17 protein-coding genes are annotated in these 19,896 nt (G+C 40.3%); 2 read left to right on the forward strand and 15 right to left on the reverse strand.

Features of this window, described 5'->3' with window-relative positions; genetic code table 11:
- Window positions 1-28: 28 nt before the first annotated feature.
- From H0W44_00575 to H0W44_00645, 15 genes are all read right to left on the reverse strand, one after another.
- The gene (locus H0W44_00575; GenBank protein MBA3580926.1) at window positions 29-1,588 is read right to left on the reverse strand and encodes a hypothetical protein; all 1,560 of its coding nucleotides are present in this window, start codon (window positions 1,586-1,588) and stop codon (window positions 29-31) included.
- A 67-nt stretch (window positions 1,589-1,655) separates the two neighbouring features.
- Window positions 1,656-2,786 carry a dTDP-4-amino-4,6-dideoxygalactose transaminase gene (rffA, locus tag H0W44_00580; GenBank protein ID MBA3580927.1) on the reverse strand — a complete coding sequence of 377 codons (1,131 nt, stop codon included), beginning with the start codon at window positions 2,784-2,786 and terminating at the stop codon, window positions 1,656-1,658.
- Window positions 2,787-2,838: 52 nt separating this feature from the next.
- Window positions 2,839-4,116 carry a glycosyl transferase gene (locus H0W44_00585; GenBank protein ID MBA3580928.1) on the reverse strand — a complete coding sequence of 426 codons (1,278 nt, stop codon included), beginning with the start codon at window positions 4,114-4,116 and terminating at the stop codon, window positions 2,839-2,841.
- 11 nt (window positions 4,117-4,127) lie between these two features.
- Window positions 4,128-5,672: a glycosyltransferase family 4 protein gene (locus H0W44_00590; GenBank protein MBA3580929.1), complete on the reverse strand. Its 1,545-nt coding sequence runs from the start codon at window positions 5,670-5,672 to the stop codon at window positions 4,128-4,130.
- A 171-nt stretch (window positions 5,673-5,843) separates the two neighbouring features.
- Window positions 5,844-6,875 (reverse strand): hypothetical protein, encoded by a 1,032-nt coding sequence (locus tag H0W44_00595; GenBank protein MBA3580930.1) that lies wholly within the window; start codon window positions 6,873-6,875, stop codon window positions 5,844-5,846.
- A 61-nt stretch (window positions 6,876-6,936) separates the two neighbouring features.
- Window positions 6,937-7,485, reverse strand: a complete 549-nt coding sequence (rfbC, locus tag H0W44_00600) for a dTDP-4-dehydrorhamnose 3,5-epimerase (GenBank protein MBA3580931.1) — start codon at window positions 7,483-7,485, stop codon at window positions 6,937-6,939.
- Entirely contained in the window at window positions 7,485-8,369 is an 885-nt protein-coding gene (rfbA, locus tag H0W44_00605; protein MBA3580932.1) for a glucose-1-phosphate thymidylyltransferase RfbA, read from the reverse strand. Before rfbA ends, rfbC begins: the two co-directional genes overlap by 1 nt.
- Complete coding sequence (gene rfbD, locus H0W44_00610) at window positions 8,369-9,268, reverse strand: dTDP-4-dehydrorhamnose reductase (GenBank protein ID MBA3580933.1); 900 nt, start codon at window positions 9,266-9,268, stop codon at window positions 8,369-8,371. Before rfbD ends, rfbA begins: the two co-directional genes overlap by 1 nt.
- On the reverse strand, window positions 9,265-10,335 hold the full coding sequence (rfbB, locus tag H0W44_00615; protein MBA3580934.1) for a dTDP-glucose 4,6-dehydratase: 1,071 nt from the start codon (window positions 10,333-10,335) through the stop codon (window positions 9,265-9,267). The genes rfbD and rfbB overlap by 4 nt, the downstream gene beginning before the upstream one ends.
- A gap of 118 nt (window positions 10,336-10,453) precedes the next feature.
- Window positions 10,454-11,560, reverse strand: coding sequence for a hypothetical protein (locus tag H0W44_00620; protein MBA3580935.1), 1,107 nt, complete (start codon window positions 11,558-11,560; stop codon window positions 10,454-10,456).
- A gap of 1 nt (window position 11,561) precedes the next feature.
- Complete coding sequence (locus H0W44_00625) at window positions 11,562-13,010, reverse strand: MBOAT family protein (GenBank protein MBA3580936.1); 1,449 nt, start codon at window positions 13,008-13,010, stop codon at window positions 11,562-11,564.
- A gap of 82 nt (window positions 13,011-13,092) precedes the next feature.
- Complete coding sequence (ssb, locus tag H0W44_00630; GenBank protein ID MBA3580937.1) at window positions 13,093-13,545, reverse strand: single-stranded DNA-binding protein; 453 nt, start codon at window positions 13,543-13,545, stop codon at window positions 13,093-13,095.
- Between the two features lie 29 nt (window positions 13,546-13,574).
- Window positions 13,575-14,285, reverse strand: a complete 711-nt coding sequence (locus H0W44_00635) for an ABC transporter ATP-binding protein (GenBank protein MBA3580938.1) — start codon at window positions 14,283-14,285, stop codon at window positions 13,575-13,577.
- A complete protein-coding gene (locus tag H0W44_00640; GenBank protein MBA3580939.1) occupies window positions 14,282-15,061 on the reverse strand; it encodes an ABC transporter permease in 780 nt (259 codons plus the stop codon). Before H0W44_00640 ends, H0W44_00635 begins: the two co-directional genes overlap by 4 nt.
- A gap of 8 nt (window positions 15,062-15,069) precedes the next feature.
- Window positions 15,070-16,287 (reverse strand): MFS transporter, encoded by a 1,218-nt coding sequence (locus tag H0W44_00645; GenBank protein MBA3580940.1) that lies wholly within the window; start codon window positions 16,285-16,287, stop codon window positions 15,070-15,072.
- Between the two features lie 247 nt (window positions 16,288-16,534).
- Between H0W44_00645 and uvrA the strand changes: the two genes are divergently transcribed.
- The gene (uvrA, locus tag H0W44_00650) at window positions 16,535-19,360 is read left to right on the forward strand and encodes an excinuclease ABC subunit UvrA (protein MBA3580941.1); all 2,826 of its coding nucleotides are present in this window, start codon (window positions 16,535-16,537) and stop codon (window positions 19,358-19,360) included.
- A 38-nt stretch (window positions 19,361-19,398) separates the two neighbouring features.
- The gene (locus tag H0W44_00655) at window positions 19,399-19,875 is read left to right on the forward strand and encodes a flavin reductase family protein (protein ID MBA3580942.1); all 477 of its coding nucleotides are present in this window, start codon (window positions 19,399-19,401) and stop codon (window positions 19,873-19,875) included.
- The last annotated feature ends 21 nt before the right edge of the window (window positions 19,876-19,896 follow it).

Below are 19,896 nucleotides of genomic sequence, written 5' to 3' on the forward strand. Positions count from 1 at the left end.
GCCTTTAAAACTAAAGTTAACATAATTACTATTTTTTAATATATATGCGATAAATAGGCGACCACCTATCATCATAATAACGTTTGAAATTATTAATAAAATATTCATCAAGTATGAGATGTGTGTTGCGGAAACGCAACTCGTCTCGTCCATCGAGCGGATAATCAAATATTATCACTAATTTGACGTCACTCGCTTTAATACGTTCAATTTCAGCCTTTTGGAATGCTTCACTGCGAGGAAACAAAACATAAGTTTCCCATACCGGTGATTTGCGATTCAATACAGCATAGGCCCCCGGCCAAAAAGGCATAGCAACAAAACTTTCCCCATTTGGGGTAAATTCTTCTGTCAACTTTTTCAGCATCATTAAATCAGCGGCTTCACTCGGTACGACCTTAAATTGATCTGCGCCAATATTAATTTTGTTGCAAGTATGTTTTAGGCATATCCAACTCGGTTGACCGGGAACGAGTATTATTAAACTGGTTACAAAAAGCAGTCCTACTATTGCTGCTTTGATTCTTATCGATTGATTTAATGACAATACCAAGATGCCAATTAATAAAGGCGGAATACCCGGTGCTAAATGATGCAAATCTGCTCTGGAATAAGCGTAGTGAGAATAAGGGAGCGCTAAAAATACTGATGCTACCAATGCTGGGGCCACTTGTTTTTCTTTCCATTTTCTCCATAAAACCCATGGAATCCCTAATATCCAGAATAATCCAATAGCAATAAAAGAAAATCCCAATAACAAACCTTGCAATATTTCAAAAAGAGGCAGCTGCCCAAAAGGAACACGCCATGGCCAAGGAATCGGAACGAATATATTCGTAGCTTGAGACTCAAACAAAAAAACAATGCTGTCTATAAAAGCCGAGGCAAATCCCGACATAGTAATTAACATTAATAAAACGGGAAGATATCCAATAAAAATCCCGCCGCCCCAGCAGAAAAATGCTTTTATAAAATTGATCTTGGTTCCATCGCGAATTGCCAAATATCCCATAACGCCGAGAGTAGCAAGCACACCATATACACCATGGTTTCGACCAAAAACTGCCGCTAAACCTACAATCAAGCCCGTTATGAAATACCTATAATATGACGGCTTATTAATAAGAAAAGTAAGAACGCCTATCAATAGATAAGGCAAACAAGTATCAAAAAATCTATAGTTAAGAAATGTCCATAAAGCCAATGTTATTGTTACAGCCCCCAATAAAATGAGATTAGGCTGTACCTCTTTTTGAAAAATTGTTTTCAACCCGATAAAAAGACAGATGGCTTGGAAAATCGAAGTAGTTGCTCTTAAAGCCACCAACCCATTATCGCCCCATAAACCCATTAAAGTCGCAGACCAATAATAACGGCCTGGATCGTAAGCCATAAAATCGCGAATAGGCACTTCTCCCACCATAACTCGCTGGACGCCATACCAAAGAAAACCTTCATCCCATAACAAAGCCTGCCCATTATGACTTTGCCAAAGAAACATCCCTAATACCGTAACTATCGTTGCGAACAGTATTGAAACAGACTGCGGAAATGTTTGACCCGCTAACTTGTCTATTTTTTTAATCATACAAAAACGCATCCTTGGTATAAAAAATTTAATTATTTAATAGAAAATCATTAACTATCGAAAAACTTTACAAAATATTAGAAAGTGCATTTACTACTTTATTTACATTCTCCATACCAATCCATAAGGGCAAACGCAATAAACGATCTGATAAATCTTCTGTATGAGTCATATTTCCATGGGTTTTCGAATATTGTTTGCCCGCTATAGAAACATGGAGCGGGACATAATGAAAGACTGCATTAACGCCCTGTTTCTTAAGTCCATCAATCACTCTCATACGAGTTCCCAATGAATCTAGTAGCACATAATACATGTGGGCATTATGTTGACAGTGCGCAGGAATAATTGGCCGTCGCAATTTACCGGCTTTTTCCAACGATTCAAATTGTTCATGATATTGCGTCCAGAGCTCTAATCTTCGTTCTGTAATATTAAAAGCCTCTTCCATTTGCGCCCAAAGAAAAGCTGCAACAATCTCACTAGGCAAATATGAAGATCCGACATCAACCCAGGTATACTTATCGATTTGGCCGCGGAAAAATTGACTCCGGTTAGTACCTTTTTCACGAATAATTTCTGCTCTCTCTATGAAATTTTCATCATTAACTAACAAAGCGCCGCCTTCGCCAGAAATAATATTTTTTGTTTCATGGAAAGAATACGCTCCTAAATTTCCAATCGTACCCAGTGATCGATCTTTATAAGTCGACATAACACCTTGCGCAGCATCTTCTATGACGATGAGATTGTAACGATGAGCAATCTCCATAATGGAGTCCATTTCACATGCCACTCCAGCATAATGCACAGGGACAATCGCTCGCGTCCGTCCAGTAATCGCGGCTTCAATTAATGTCTCATCAATATTTAATGTGTCAAAACGAATATCTACGAATACAGGTACTCCGCCTCGAAGAACAAAAGCATTAGCCGTAGACACGAATGTATAAGAAGGCATTATTATTTCATCACCAGGCTGAATATTTGCCAGAAGGGCAGCCATCTCCAGCGACGCAGTACAGGAATGCGTAAGCAATGCTTTTTTCGTGCCTGTGATTTTCTCTAACCAAGCATGACAATTTTTAGTAAAGCGGCCATCTCCGGCTAGATGAGCGTCATGATGCGCTTGAGCAATATAATAGAGCTCACGCCCAGTCATATAAGGTTTGTTAAAAGGAATAGAACTAACTGTCATTCTTAATATCTCTTTTTTTAAAAGGAATTTTAAACTCTACTTTATAAAAATATTAATAGAGTCTATGAATACGTTTTGCAATACCGCTTACACCTTCGTTTTTAAAAATATTCCATGCTTTGTTAAATAGTTTTACCAGCATGCCGGGTGCTCTTAAAGATTCGCGCAAATGCCCCCAGGACGATATAGCGATCGCGCCCAACGTACTGCCTGCCTGAAATCCTGGAGTTAAAGCTTTTTGTATACGCATTAATTCTAAGGCTTGTTTTTTCGTGCTAAATAATTCAGGGTATTCTTTTTTGGCTCTTCTTTGCCACCATGTTTTATATCCACCATTCTCTACAGCAGAGTCAAAAGGGTTTGGAAATTTATGCTGCAAGTCCACACGCTCTCTATATATTAACCGTGCGTACGATGGTATTTTGCTGCCATCAGAAAAAGAACCAAAACTCCAAGGCACGGCACTCAAAGGATCTTTGCTAAGCTCAGACGTCATGCCCGTGTACCAATTAACTAAATCGATCGCAGTATTATTATTATTGGAATTTTTTTGCATCATTACATGATGAGCGCCACTATCAAACCCCGTGAAATGATAAAAGCCCAATGGTTTGCCATCAATTAACACCTCGCCATTTATATCACCTGTTACTACGCGTGTAGTTAAATTCCAAGGCGCAACATTAAACCGTGAAGACCGCAAAATATGTACACCCTCAAAAAAGGCCGGCGCCAAATCAATCCAGCGCTGATCTGTAAATAGGCCATTGGGGATTTCATCTCGACAAAAATAATATAAACGTTCAGCCCACCAATTAGCGAAAGTCTTTCCAATATCGGTCGGGCTCACAGCAATAAAACCCAAATTATAAATACCGTGTTTAAGGCTGCATATCTCATTGTCCATGATCGCAACCAAACTTTTTTCGGGGCTTGTCTGGTGCGGAGTTAAAGCAATATTAAAATCTTTCAAAGCTAATAGCACTTCTTCAAGCCTAGAAAAAACTACCATGTCTGGATCAAGATAAATAACGCCAGCGCAATCATCGCGTGCAAGCAGTTTTTTTAGAACAAATGGTTTAATGGCTGTCGACAACTCAACGATGTTATGACAAAAAGCCCAGCCCACGAAATCAGGAATACCTAATTCAGAAGCAGGGTGTATTTCATCAAACAATTCATCGGACAAATCAATCCCTTCTGGAATCTCGTCCGAAAGAGCCAAATGGATCACCCACTCTGGATGCCACTTTTTAATAGAACGAAGCAAAACTCTTACTTTAGGAATATAGTTACAAGCCGCGCTTGTAAAGACATGTATTTTTTTCATAATAAAATCCTTTATAACTTATAAATTCTGTTTTTAAATTCAGCTAGATTTTTTAAAATATCATCAGGCGCTGTAGATTTTAATATTTGACCCTTAGCATAATCACGAACTAAATCAGCAGGAGCGCCTAAATCAAAACACGCAATGGGCACATCCATCGCCACCAATTCATGACAAACGTAAGAAAAAGTTTCGGCGCAAATTGAAGGGAATAAGAATATATCTATGCCAGAATTCGCAATCAAATCAGGTAAATCAGCAGGTTTGTAGTTTCCTGTAACCGTCACTATGTTTACAGGCGCAATAGCATCTAACATGCCTATTACTGTTATTTTCGCCTCTGATCCCACTCGTAAAATCTCGTGCGCAAGCTCATTTACGACATCAGCGCCTTTGTGTTTTCCAATACTGCCCACAACACCTATATGTAAATGATTAGCTGCTTTTAATGATACTTTATGCATTATTGTATGCAGAACGTGAGGAATAACTTTCCAGTTCTCATCCGACAATTTAGGATGCGCTTTTTTTAAAAGCCTCTTGGAAGCCTCGGAAAAAAGTGCTACTTGATCCGCAGCTTTTAATAAATAAGCACACTGCTCTCGCCAGTCCGTAATATTATTAACGGCTAACATTCTCACGAAATCATCGTTATGGTGGGCAAGGCATGACGCGCACACCTTAGGATCAGGAATTCCACAATAACTACCCTCACTATTAATAAGAAAAGGACTTGGGCATATTAAAAAATAATCATGTAACGCAACAATAAATTCACAGTTTTGTTGTTTTTTTAAATTTATTAGAAACTCAAAACAGAGAATCGGCTCAGGAAAAGAAACCGCGCAATTATAAAGCATACTCGTTACATCTGCCGAATGTATAAAAGACAAAACATCTTCAATAGAATCGATACCATATCTCAAACGTTTTTTTTCTCTAAAAACGTCTAAAAAGTATTGCAATTTAATAATATCAAATCCCACAACAATAACCGCTTGCCCTACCGCTAGTTTGTTAGCGACGTACTCTTTTCGATATAAATTGGCTCCGCCGCCCAAATCATGATCAACAATTAAAGCGATCGCTTTGCCTTTCACTGCGCTTTGCACACGTTGTATAGAGGCGACAGGATATTTCCGGGCTGGCTTAGACATGTATTTTTTTATTTTGCTTATAAAAACGCTAACTTCCGCATTTCTTAATAGTTTTACAGCTTTATATAGTAATTTTTTATAATTATGAAAGGTAGTGAGCCACCAATGAAACTTGTTTCTAAAAATCATACTCGAAAGATCTGCTGTTATTGTCTGTCCATTAGATAACCCCCAGTGCAATTCGGCGCTCAAGATATCTCTTATCTGCAAGCTACCCGACAATAAAGAAAATACATAAAACTCAGCACCAGTTCTGGCGGGGTACAGTAATGCAATATTTTCTCTTTTAGAACTATACGAAATAGGAATTATTACGGGCGAACTATCAGACTTGTATCTCAAATAGAGAGAAAGACTTTCTACGCGAAGATCATTGTCAGGCATCACCCAACCAGACATAAAGACTCTGTCTTTGCGTATAACAAAGTTATCAATCTCATAATGTAGCATTGGCATTACTCACAACGCATCATTTTAAAACTGTAATAATAGCGGGGCATGGAAAATCATAAATAAAAAATATTTTTTTATTTAAAAACAACAACGCTATATCTTTATATTTTTTATCGCTCATAACAAACCAGAGCCTTTCGCAATAAACTTTTTCAAATCTTCCGAGTTATCTATTTTTGCGCTTTTTATGTGACCATTTTGTTCAATAATATTAACTATTTTCACCCACCGGAAGCCCGCCTTTTCGCAAGAGTAGAAATATATGCGCTCTATAACATGCGCCAATGTTTCATCTTTTTGTTTTTTTTCAGCAGGGAACTCTTCTAACATAAAATTGCAATCTAACAAGGGTTTAAGCGCAGCAGATCTACCCCAAAACATGGAGCCAGAAGGGAAGTCAATGCTACGCTGTTTCGAAATTGATATGCCCATTCTCATGGCTATATCTTTACCTTGCTTGAAATTCAAACCCCAACCCACTCTTTTATGAAGTGTTTTATAATGCGGAGGGGCGATCATGCCTAAATCAGGGTCGACTCGAAAAGCTTCAAACACGCTATACACTAAGGCTTCAGAACCTAAAAGATTCTGCAATAAATAGGTACGCCACTCACCTAACGATTCGGCATGTGGCGATTTTTTAGTGTGGATATGAAGAAAATATTCGTATTGGCCATAAACATCTTTGCAGGCTACCAACTTAGGCGCTATATCCCTACCACGATTAGGCACTACGTGCACATCCACATGACCTTTGCGCCATTGCGCAAAGCCATTTTGAATATCGAGCTGTTTTTCTTTTGTATCAGTTGTTATGAACAAATCAAAAGAGTAAGGGATATTAAGCAGATAACCTCGGAACTCATCGGCCATATCAGGATAATACATATGACATATAACCGCTATATGCGGCGGTGTTTCCCATTTATCAATAGCGTAATCCAACGGTACTGCAATACAATTATCAATGACAGGAGGTACGCCTATATAAGCAATGATTCCACGAATAGTCGCTATAATTTGACCATTCATAATCAACGAAACCAATCGAACGGCATATCGCGAATATTTTTTAGTCATCATTGCCAGCTTTGGAAGGTCGTTAGATTCGGATTTCATATCTAGGGCAATTAGCCCTCCTCCCAGCAATACTCATTATCTGTATTGGATATTGAATTTATTATAACTATATTTACATCCACAAAATAAATCACGGGAAAAGCGCAGCTGCGGTTATAGTCATGCCCAATTGATCTTTACTAGATAATTGCGGCTCAATCATGCTAGGCCATTGAATCGCAATTATCGGATCATTCCATAAAATGCAACACTCTAATTCCGGCGCATAATATTCCGTGGTTTTATAAAGAAATTCAGCTGTAGCAGATAACGTTAAAAAGCCATGCGCAAAACCTTCTGGTACCCATAATTGTTTTTTATTTTCAGCGGACAAAATTTCTCCAACCCATTGCCCAAAGGTCGGCGAGCTTTTACGAATATCGACAGCAACATCAAAAACTTCGCCTTCTATCACACGCACTAATTTACCTTGGGCTTTGGGTGACAACTGGTAATGCAGTCCACGCAAAACGCCTTGTTGTGATTTGGAGTGGTTATCTTGCACGAAACTTCTTTTAAGACCGGTTGCTTCTTCAAAAGCTCGTTGATTAAAGCTTTCAAAGAAAAAACCTCTTTCATCGCCAAATACTTTGGGCTCAAACAATACAACATCTGGAATCGCTAGTTTTTTAGCTATCATTAGAAAATCTTCTCTTTCGTTAAACCCAATAAATATTGGCCATAACCATTTTTTGCTAGCGGCTTAGCTAATTCATGCAGCTTATTGTCATCGATCCAGCCGCGGCGCCAAGCAATTTCTTCTGGGCATGCGACTTTTAAACCTTGACGGCGTTCTAACGTAGCAATGAATTGGCTTGCTTCTAATAAACTATCATGCGTTCCTGTATCTAGCCATGCATAACCGCGGCCCATAATTTCAATAGCTAATTGATTTTTTTCTAAATACATACGATTAAGATCAGTGATCTCAAGTTCTCCACGCGGAGAAGGTTTTAAGGTTTTTGCAATGTCGACAACTTGTTCATCATAAAAATAAAGTCCGGTAACTGCATAGTTAGATTTTGGTTTTAACGGCTTTTCTTCTAACGAGATAACGCGATTTTCACTATCAAATTCAGCGACCCCATAGCGCTCTGGATCATGCACATGATAAGCGAATACCGTAGCGCCAGTTGTGCGCTGCATTGCACTATTCAACAAATGCTGGAACTCATGTCCGTGAAAAATATTGTCGCCTAAAACTAAAGCTGCGGGTGCTCCGTCTAAAAATTTCTCGCCTATTATAAAAGCTTGCGCTAAACCATCGGGGCTGGGCTGTACTGCATATTGCAAATTAATTCCCCATGCGCTGCCATCACCTAATAACTGTTCGAAACGTGGTATGTCTTGAGGCGTACTAATAATTAAGATTTCATTAATCCCCGCCAACATTAATGAGCTCAGCGGATAATAAATCATCGGCTTATCATAAATAGGTAATAACTGTTTAGATATCGAGGTTGTCACAGGATACAGTCGTGTGCCTGAACCACCGGCAAGAATAATACCTTTTCTTTTTTTCATCATGATTTCTCTAAAGTTTCTCTAAGCATACGATTAACGCCTATCTGCCAGGCAGGCAACACCAGTTCAAATGTGCTGCATAATTTATTAGTATTTAACCGCGAATTATGCGGCCTTGCTGCGGGTGTTGGAAAAGCAGTTGTTGGAATTGGGGTAATGGCTTCATTTGCTACTTTTAACTCCACATGGAGTGCACGCGCACCATCAATTACAAAATGCGCATAGTCATACCAAGAAGTTTCACCCTGTGCAGCCAGATGATAAATTCCGGCAACATCCTTTCGCATGTGCGAAAAACGAATAGCATGAGCGGTGACATCAGCGATTAACTCGGCACTTGTAGGCGCACCAACCTGATCATTGATAACGGTCAAACGATCCCGTTCACGCGCTAAACGCAACATCGTTTTAGCAAAATTAGCACCACGTGCCGCATATACCCAACTAGTGCGAAATATCAAATAGCGATTGCAGTTATTTATAATAGCCTGCTCACCGTCATACTTTGTTTTGCCATAAACATTAAGCGGGGCTACTGCATCGCCTTCTAACCAAGGCTTGTGACCGGCGCCATTAAACACATAGTCCGTAGAATAATGAATCAACCAAGCGCCCAACTCATGAGCGGCCTTAGCTAGCACACCGGGTGCTAATGCATTAATGGTGTGCGCTAGAACCACTTCCGTTTCAGCGTTATCTACTGCTGTATACGCTGCAGCATTAACAATAATATCTGGTTTTATTTTATAGACTGTCTCTGCAATGCCGAGCAAATTAGTTAAATCCCCGCAATAATCTTTACTGTGCCGATCTAACGCAATCAATTCACCCAACGGTGCCAGTGAACGTTGCAACTCCCAACCAACCTGTCCATTTTTACCTAAGAGCAAAATCTTCACGATACGCGCTCAGAATAATTTTTCTCGATCCATTCACGATAAGCACCTGATTGAATGTTCTCCACCCAATATTGATTATCAAGATACCACTGCACTGTTTTACGAATGCCAGTTTCAAATGTTTCCGCCGGTTTCCAGCCTAGTTCTTTATAAATTTTAGTAGCATCAATTGCATATCGACGATCATGTCCTGGCCGATCTTTAACAAAAGTAATTTGTGTTTTGTATGATGCACCGTCTGTACGCGGGTGTAACTCATCTAACAAGGCGCATAATATATGGACGATATCTATATTGGGTTTCTCATTCCAACCACCAATATTATACGTTTCACCCAGCACACCTCTGAGCAATACTTCACGAATCGCCGCACAATGATCACCCACATATAACCAATCACGCACATTCAGGCCATCGCCATAAATGGGTAGAGGTTTACCGGCTAATGCATTATGAACAACAAGAGGAATCAGTTTTTCTGGAAATTGGTAAGGGCCATAGTTGTTAGAACAGTTTGTCGTTAAGACCGGCAGACCATAAGTATGATGATAGGCGCGCACCAAATGATCACTTGCCGCTTTACTTGCTGAATAAGGACTATTGGGCTCATATTGTTTTGTTTCAACAAAAGCGTGATCCGAATCAGATAAAGAACCGTACACTTCATCAGTAGAAACATGTAAAAAACGAAAACTGCGTTTTTTATCATCGGTTAATTGATTCCAATACAATCTGGTCGATTCTAATAAACGAAACGTACCGACAATATTGGTTTGTATAAAATCCTCAGGCCCGTGTATCGAACGATCGACATGGCTTTCCGCAGCAAAATGAATAATGGCGCGCGGCTGATAAGTATTCAGTAACTTTTCAACAAGCACAGCATCTGCGATATCACCTTGCACAAACTGATGGCGCTTATCGCCTTGCAAACTCGCCAGCGTTTCCAGATTGCCGGCATATGTCATTTTATCCAGGTTAATTACAATTTCTTCATTCTCACGCAGCCAATCCAAGACGAAATTCGCCCCAATAAAACCTGCGCCACCCGTCACAAATATAGTCATACCGCATTCTCATCCTGTTATAGAAAATTGATTTTTTACCTAAAACCAACAAAAGTGGTTGCTGAAAAAAAACCAATAACTTCTATGTCAACACACTAAAAACGTCATTTAATTAAACCTAAGGTACATCGCTTAGAAACCTTTCAACTCTCTCTTCAATAACAACATCGGGCTTCTCTACATTTACATAATGCTCTAATACTTTCATGTCATCTGCAAAACGCCACAGATATACCACTTTTTTGAAATTCAAAGCCAATGCTTCCAACCCATACGCATATGAATCATGAAATATTAAAAGCTTCAACTGCCCATCGCACTCAGTCGCCTGTGGAGGAAGACCTCTGAATTTGAAGCCATAAGATTGAACAGGAATATTCTGATCACAAGATTGCATTTTTGGATTGTCAAAAAAGGGCGCATCTTCTCTTATGTTTTTATCAAGCCCTAACATTACGGCCAAATCACCGGATTCTGGTCGAGGAGACCATATAAAGTCGTCATTCAGATATGAAGCAGGAGATATCGACGGAATTCTTTGGTGTAGCTTTTTCTCTATTTCATAACGCGCAACACTTGCGCCCAAGCGATTCCAATGTGTATCTGTCTTATAGTATACAAGGGTTGATTTTTTTACTTCCAACAAAGCCGGTGCCAAATCTAGAACATCTACTTTCGTATGTTTTTGCAAATAACTAAGCAACTGATCCTTTCTAGACTCTTTTTTTGTTTGCAGAAACCAGTCCGGCATAAATTCAGAATAAATAGTATGCGAGTTCGGTGGGATTACAAACAAATAAACGATGCCTCGTTGCTCTAGCCATTGTCGCTTTTGCTCTAAATGTTGCGCCCATTTTTGCAATTCATCCTCAGTAAAGGAGGTGGAATACTGATCAATAACTGCGTCACCGGCATAAAAATACCAACCGTTTTTTCCCTCTATAACCTTTTTACTAGTCGAACTCACCCCCAACAAATTAAGAACCTTATTATATGAACCCACCAGTCTTTCTCTATAACCAAAATGATCATTAAAATAAGACGTGTAATCTTTAACGAAAAAATCCAGGGTTTTAATCGAGCTAAATTCAGGCTTTTGCGCCAACGTTCTCTTTTCATTTGGAGAATATATTTTTTTATCAGCAATAAAAAAACCATATAATGGAAGCCATAGAAATGAAGAAAAAATAATCAATAAAACTAAATCGCTTATTTTTTTTGGCATACTAAAACCTGAAATAAATAAAAGGATTATAAGTGCCTGCAGCAATCAACAAGACACACAAATAAAACAAAGCAATTAATAAAAAGACTCTAGCAAAACAAAACATCGGGTATGCAAGATACGTCAGGCTGCCTCTTTGAGCATATTCCGAAAATTTATAAAAAAAGTTGCTTGCCAGAGGTGTCGCCGCAATAACTCCGCACCCTAACATCAAGATCGCTTTTGTATCTAAGTATCTGGAAGCCACATAACTTGGCATTCCATTGCCACCTATAAACATTGCCGACAAATAATCAATCGCATGGGGTAAATCATCAGCTTTAAAAAATACCCAACCTATCATTACCAGCAACATTACATATATTTGCGGAAGGGGCGTCCACAACTTATCAAGCAACTTTATTAGCCCCAATCTTTCAATAATTAAATAGCATCCGTGCAATGCACCCCAAATTACAAAGTTCCAACTGGCGCCATGCCAAAACCCACACAGCAAAAATACAATCCATAAATTCACATACACACGCCAAGCACTTACTTTATTGCCGCCCAAAGGAATATACAGATAATCTCTAAACCAATTAGATAAAGAAATATGCCAGCGACGCCAAAACTCCTGGATGGAACGAGAGATATATGGATAATTAAAGTTTTCTAAGAAATGAAATCCAAACATTCGTGCCAGACCTATTGCCATGTCTGAATAACCGGAAAAATCAAAATAGATTTGCAAGGTATAACAAACTATACCTAACCATGCCGTACTAAGAGACATCTCGCCCGCAGGTAAAGCAAAAATCTGATCTGCAATTTCTCCTAGTGTGTTAGCAATTAATACTTTTTTTGCTAGCCCAATAATAAATCTTTGTATGCCGCTGGCAAAAAGTTCAGCGTTAACATAACGGCTAATAATTTGTTTCGATACATCATGATAACGGATGATCGGGCCTGCCACTAACTGCGGGAACATAGAAATATAAAGCGCCATATCCGCCAAACTACGCTGCGCTTCAGCTTTCTTACGATAGATGTCGACCAAATAAGAAATCGAATGGAATGTAAAAAACGATATGCCTAAAGGTAAGTGGACTGGCATCAATTCAACTGCGGGCAAAGACAAACCTAAGAATAACTGATTGAAGCTATCAACAAAAAAGTTAGCGTATTTATAATAAGCCAGTAAAATTAAATTGCCGCTCACAGCCAGAAACAGCACGGTTTTAGCGCGGTTCTGCTGGGAATTTATTTCACGTCCAATCCACAATCCAAAAATATAATTAAAAAGTATCGAAACCAACATTACAAAAACGTAAGCTAGCTCACCCCAAGCATAAAAAAATATGCTTGCTGCGGTTAAAAACATATTTTTTAGCCGCCACGGTAATACAAAGTAAATCGCCAAAACAACAGGCAAGAAAAAAAACAAAAAAATTGCTGAACTAAAAACCATACACAGACCTTCAGGTTATTATCGCGGCACACTAAAACTTATGATAATAAAAAACATGATTTTTCTATTTAATGAAATAAAATCAAAAAGGAATGTCGTCATCAAAATCATCAGCGCTGCGCATAGGTGGTTTTTCACTATAATTATCACCGCTATTATTTGCAGTATTGTCATAAGACGCGCTACGCCCGCCACCAGAACCACCGCCTAACATTTGCATATCACCGCCCACAATTTCAGTGGTATAGCGATCTTGGCCTGACTTATCTTGCCACTTGCGTGTTTGCAAACGACCTTCTATATAAACTTGCGCGCCTTTCTTTAGATACTCACCCGCAATTTCAGCAAGCCGCGCAAATAATACAATACGATGCCATTCAGTTCGTTCTTGTTTTTCGCCGGAATTTTTATCTTTCCAGCTCTCAGTTGTCGCCAAGCTTAAGTTAGCAACCGCTGCACCGCTGGGCATATAACGAATTTCAGGATCTGCACCTAAATGCCCCACTAAAATAACTTTATTAATTCCTCTTGCCATCGTCGCCTCCTAACTTTATTCAAATGAATTTAAAATATGCCTTGGTCTATTATTTTTCCGTGATCTAAATGCACATAACGCTGGCAAAACTGCTTGGCTTGACCAGCGTCATGCGTTACTAAAATTAATGTCATCCCTTTGTTACGCAATTGTTGAATTCTCTCGAGGCATTTGTCTTTAAATGCCTGGTCTCCTACCGCTAAAATTTCATCAGCCAATAAAATATCCGGCTCCAAATGCACAGCAACAGAAAATCCCAGCCTTGCGTACATGCCAGAAGAATAATTTTTTACCGGCACATCAATAAAATTACCTAACCCAGAAAACTCAACAATATCATCCAACTTGCGACGAGTTTCTTCATTCGAAACCCCGAACAAACTCGCATTAAGAAATATATTTTCTAATCCCGTTAAATCAGGATGAAAACCCACGCCTAATTCGATCATGGGTACGATACGCCCCTGCGTTTTTATTGCGCCACTAGTGGGCTGCAAAATGCCTGCGATGATCTTCAGTAACGTACTTTTGCCTGAGCCATTGTGTCCTAATAAAGCTACCGCTTCGCCTTGTTTGATAGACAAAGACACTTTATCCAGCGCGGTAAAATTCTCACGACGTTCGCGCCATCGTTGTTTAAACCAACCAATTATTTTGGCTTTTAAACGATATGAACCATTATGTGTTAGCACAAACTGAACGCTAACATTATCTACGATAATTGCTAAGGGAGCATTCATAACTTATCAACCAAATAAGGAACTCGAGTTTTATATACCCACAAACCCGCGCCTAACACAGAAAATGATAATGCGGTAATTGCCAGCATTATGGTTATTGAAGGATATAAGCCATAAAACAATACATCTCGCATACTCGACATATACCAACTTAATGGATTTAACATGACGACATGCTGTACTTTTTCAGACAACATACGTGGCTCATACAAAATTGCACTAGCCCAAAATAATACTTGTAACCCGATCTCAACCAAATGTTTAATGTCTCGCAAAGAGACGTACATCACACTCAACAGTAAACTCAAACCAATAATCAACGCGAAATACAGCGTTACTATTACCGGATATAACCACAGTGTGTGGAAAGGAATTTTCCCACCTAAGGGCACGTAACTCACGCAATAAATCATCATTGCTACGACCCAAAACACAACATTGACACCAAAATTAGATAATGGAACTAAAATACGGGGAAAGTTTACTTTTTTTATGAGATCACCATTACTCGTCAACGACTCACTCGCTTGACTGATTGATTGCGCAAACAACGACCAATGCAAAATTCCGGTTAATACAAACAATGCAAAATTAGGTTGCCCACTTGGAAACACATACGTAAAAACAAAATAATAAACAAGTGTGAAAATTAATGGGTTACCAAACGACCATAAAAAACCCAACAACGCACCCATGTAACGTACTTTGACTTCTTTACGTACTAAATTAAAAAACAAATCTCGGTAACGCCAAATATTTTGTGGTGTTTGATTCATAACATTACTCAATGAGAAACCGAGATAGGCGCGGAGATTAATGCTGCACGTTTCCACGTCATCCAAATCGCTAATACCGCCCAAACAGCAATCATGGCGATCATTAACCACAATACGCCACCCTTAAACTGTTGATAAATAGCGCCTGCGAGCACGCCGCCGGCAAAGCTGCCTAAAAACTGGCTAGTAGAATACATGCCTAGCGCCGCACCTTTGATTTCCGGTGCAACATGCCGCGAAATGGTCGAAGGTAAAATCGCTTCTAAAGTGTTGAAGCCCGCAAAAAAAACGAGCAACCCAAAACACACCGCCCATAAATGCTGTCCTGCTAACTCGGCAATCAGTGTACCAATTAACAATGCGCCGATAGCTAAACACATCAGTGTCGCACTGCGTTTACGTCGTTCGAAATACATCAACGCAGGCACCATTATCAACAAAGCGAATAACATCACGCCTAAATACACTTTCCAATGCTCTGCCAAAGAGAGGCCCATACTGGTTAATTTCAGTGGAATCGAAAAAAAGCAGGCGGTAAGCACGAGATGTAAAACAAAAATCGAAAAATTTAAATACCACAAATAAGCATCCCGCCAGACGGTACTCAACGGGACTTGTATAGCTTGCGTAATCCGCACGGGCGAAGGCACCGCCCACACCACCAATACCAAGGCTACCAATGACAATGCACCCGTCACCCAGAAAATCCCAGCACCGCCAATCCATCCATATAATAGTGGGCCCATGATCAACGCCACCACAAACGACAAACCAATGCTCGCGCCAATAAAAGCCATGACTTTAGAACGCTGTTCATCACGGGTCAGGTCCGCCGCCAAAGCTAAAACGACACCCGCCACCGCTCCACAACCTTGCAACGCCCGCCCTACCAATAATTGGGTCATCGTATGGGCTTCAGCCGACACATAACTACCCACCGCAAAAAACAATAAACCTATTACAATCACAGGCTTACGTCCTACTCGATCTGACAACCAACCTGCTGGAATCTGCAAACAAGCCTGCGTCAGGCCATAAATACCCATCGCCAAGCCCATGCCAAGAGCGGTCGCACCGACCAAGTCTTGGGAATATAAAGCCAAAACTGGCAAGATCATGAACAAACCCAACATACGGGTGGCGTACACAAACGACAACATCAGGGCGCTGCGGCGCTCCAATGCATTCAACTTAAAACTGGTGTTTTCCGGCTGTTCAGCAATCACTAGCTACATTTATCCTAGATAGCATCCCATCCACAAACAGATAGGCCACCAACTTTCTTATAAATTCCCTGCAACCACATCGGGCATTAGGACCAAGCCGCGCAGTTTACCAAAAATGCTTCCTACAGGTGCCGCAAATTCTCAGGTTCTGCTGTTTCTTTCGTTCCCGTCAAATACAAAGCGGGATAGCCGACACATCAGATTACTGGCTCCTATATAATGTCGCGTTTATGTAGTCTGGAAGCTTATGAATACCATCAAAATTCGCGGCGCACGTACCCACAATCTCAAGAATATCGATCTTGACCTGCCACGCGACAAACTTATCGTTATCACCGGCTTATCAGGCTCTGGAAAATCCTCATTGGCGTTCGACACCATTTTCGCCGAAGGTCAACGCCGTTACGTTGAATCATTATCATCGTATGCACGACAATTTTTATCGGTCATGGAAAAACCCGATGTCGATCATATTGAAGGCTTATCACCCGCCATTTCAATCGAACAAAAATCTACATCACATAATCCACGTTCGACCGTAGGTACTGTCACTGAAATTTATGATTACCTACGACTCCTTTATGCGCGTGCGGGTACACCACGCTGCCCAGAACATGGCGTGTCATTAGACGCCCAAACCGTCAGTCAAATGGTGGATCATGTTTTAGCATTACCTGAAGACCGACGCCTGATGTTGTTAGCGCCGGTCATTCAAGATCGCAAAGGTGAATACGTACAATTACTAGAACAATTACACGCGCAGGGTTTTTTACGCGCGCGTATTGATGGTGATGTATTTGAATTAGACGATCCGCCAAAATTAGACTTACGGCGCAAACATACTATTGAAGTTGTCATTGATCGTTTTAAAGTCCGCGCGGATATTGCGCAACGCTTAGCAGAGTCTTTTGAAACGGCGCTCAATATGGCGGATGGCATCGCCATTATTGCACCCATGGATAAAAGCGATGGCGCAGAAATAATGTTTTCCGCAAAACTTGCGTGTCCACATTGTGGTTATAGCTTGTCTGAATTAGAGCCGCGTTTATTTTCTTTTAACAATCCATCCGGCGCATGTCCACGTTGCGATGGTTTAGGCGTTGAACAATTTTTTGATCCCGCCAAAGTAGCCAGCAATCCACAACTCAGCTTAGCCGGCGGCGCAGTGCGCGGCTGGGATCGGCGGAACGCATATTATTTTCAAATGCTCACCTCTTTAAGTAAACATTATAAATTCGATATTGAAACTCCTTTTGAAGATTTACCGAAAAAAATTCAACACGTTATTTTATTGGGCAGCGGTGAAGATCCAATTGTATTTAATTACGTGGGGGATCGCGGTCAAAAAGTTAAAAAGACCCATCCTTTCGAAGGCATCATTCCCAACATGGAACGGCGCTATAAGGAAACCGAATCGCAAGCGGTACGAGAAGAACTCGCAAAATATTTAGCCGTACATTCTTGCTCTAGTTGCAATGGCACTCGTTTAAATGAAGCAGCACGAAATGTGTTTATTAGCGAAAAACCTTTGCCCAGTATTACTGCTATGGGAATTGGAGATACCAGTCGGTTTTTTCAAAAACTTACGTTGCCCGGGCATCGCGGCGAAATTGCCAAAAAAATTGTTGCCGAAATTAATTTGCGCTTATCATTTTTAGTCAACGTCGGTTTAGATTATTTAACGTTAGATCGCAGCGCAGAAACATTATCCGGTGGTGAAGCACAACGCATTCGTTTAGCGAGTCAAATTGGCGCTGGCTTAGTGGGTGTTATGTATGTATTAGATGAACCCTCCATTGGTTTGCACCAACGCGATAATGATCGTTTAATTACGACGCTTACTTATTTGCGCGACTTAGGTAATACCGTCATCGTGGTTGAACATGATGAAGACGCTATTTTACATGCAGACTACGTCGTCGATATTGGCCCTGGCGCAGGTGCACATGGTGGACAAATCATTGCACAAGGTACACCTCAACAAGTATTAGATAATCCCGCTTCTATTACCGGTCAATATCTGTCGGGCAAACGTCGTATTGCGGTGCCTACCAAACGCACGCCCTATGATGCAAAAAAGGTTTTAAAATTAATCGGCGCCAGCGGCAATAATTTAAAAAATGTGTCTGCTGAAATTCCTTGTGGCTTATTAACCTGCATTACCGGCGTTTCTGGTTCAGGAAAATCCACTTTAATTAACGATACTCTTTATCGACATTTTGCTAATTATTTAAATCGCTCTAGTTTGGATACCGCACCTTGCGAAAAAATTCAAGGTATGGAACATATTGATAAAGTAGTGGATATTGATCAAAGTCCTATTGGTCGTACACCGCGCTCTAATCCAGCAACCTACACAGGTTTGTTTACGCCCATTCGTGAATTATTTGCCGGCGCGCAAGAATCACGTGCGCGCGGTTATTTACCTGGTCGGTTTAGTTTTAATGTGCAAGGTGGCCGTTGTGAAGCCTGCCAAGGTGATGGCGTTATTAAAGTAGAAATGCATTTCTTGCCCGATATTTATGTGTCTTGCGATGTTTGCAAAGGCAAACGTTATAATCGTGAAACTTTAGATATTCGCTATAAAGGCAAAAACATTTTTGAAGTGTTGGAAATGACAGTAGAAACAGCTGCCGCTTTTTTTGAAAACATTCCAGTGATTCATCGAAAGTTACAAACATTATTAGATGTCGGTTTGTCTTATATTACGCTAGGACAAAATGCGACAACATTGTCAGGCGGCGAAGCACAGCGCGTGAAGTTATCACGCGAATTATCCAAACGAGATACAGGTAACACTTTATATATTCTCGACGAACCTACGACCGGATTGCATTTTCATGACATTGAACAATTATTAGCGGTGTTGCATCGCTTGCGCAATGATGGCAACACTATCGTCGTCATCGAACACAATCTCGACGTCATCAAAACAGCTGATTGGTTGATTGATCTCGGCCCAGAAGGTGGCGCAGGTGGCGGCGAAATTATTGCTTTTGGTCCACCTGAAACGATCGCAAAAAATCCCCGCTCTTATACGGGACATTATTTACGTGCAAAATTGCAGCAATAAGCAATGACCTTTACTGACTCACTGATAATATATTGCTTATGACGCCATTAGATCAACAAGCTAAATTAGCCTTTCGACATTTTGCACACTCAGTGCACATTGTTACTGCGGTTAAAAACAATGGCGCACGACATGCCATGACCGCAACATCAATTACTTCATTATCGATGACGCCGCCATCATTATTAATCTGTGTCAATCGTCAAGGCGGCTTACATCAAGCTATTGAAGAAAGCGGTCAATTTTGCGTTAACACACTCAACCCAACACAACAGTCACTGGCTGATGATTGCGCATGGGGCGCAGAAGGCGAAGCCCGTTTTCAACAAGGCGAATGGCTTATGCGTCACGATTTACCCTTTTTACAACATGCGCAAACTAATATTTTCTGCAAGGCCGAAAGCTCGCTATGTTATGCTAGCCATAGTATTTTTATCGGGCGTATTATCGAAATTGTTATCGCACCCCAACTTGATCCTTTGATGTATTTGGATGGGACTTATTTTGTTAGATAATTTCCAGCATCCTATTTTAAA

This window comes from Gammaproteobacteria bacterium (assembly GCA_013817245.1).
In the GTDB taxonomy this organism is placed as follows: Bacteria; Pseudomonadota; Gammaproteobacteria; order HTCC5015; family HTCC5015; genus JACDDA01.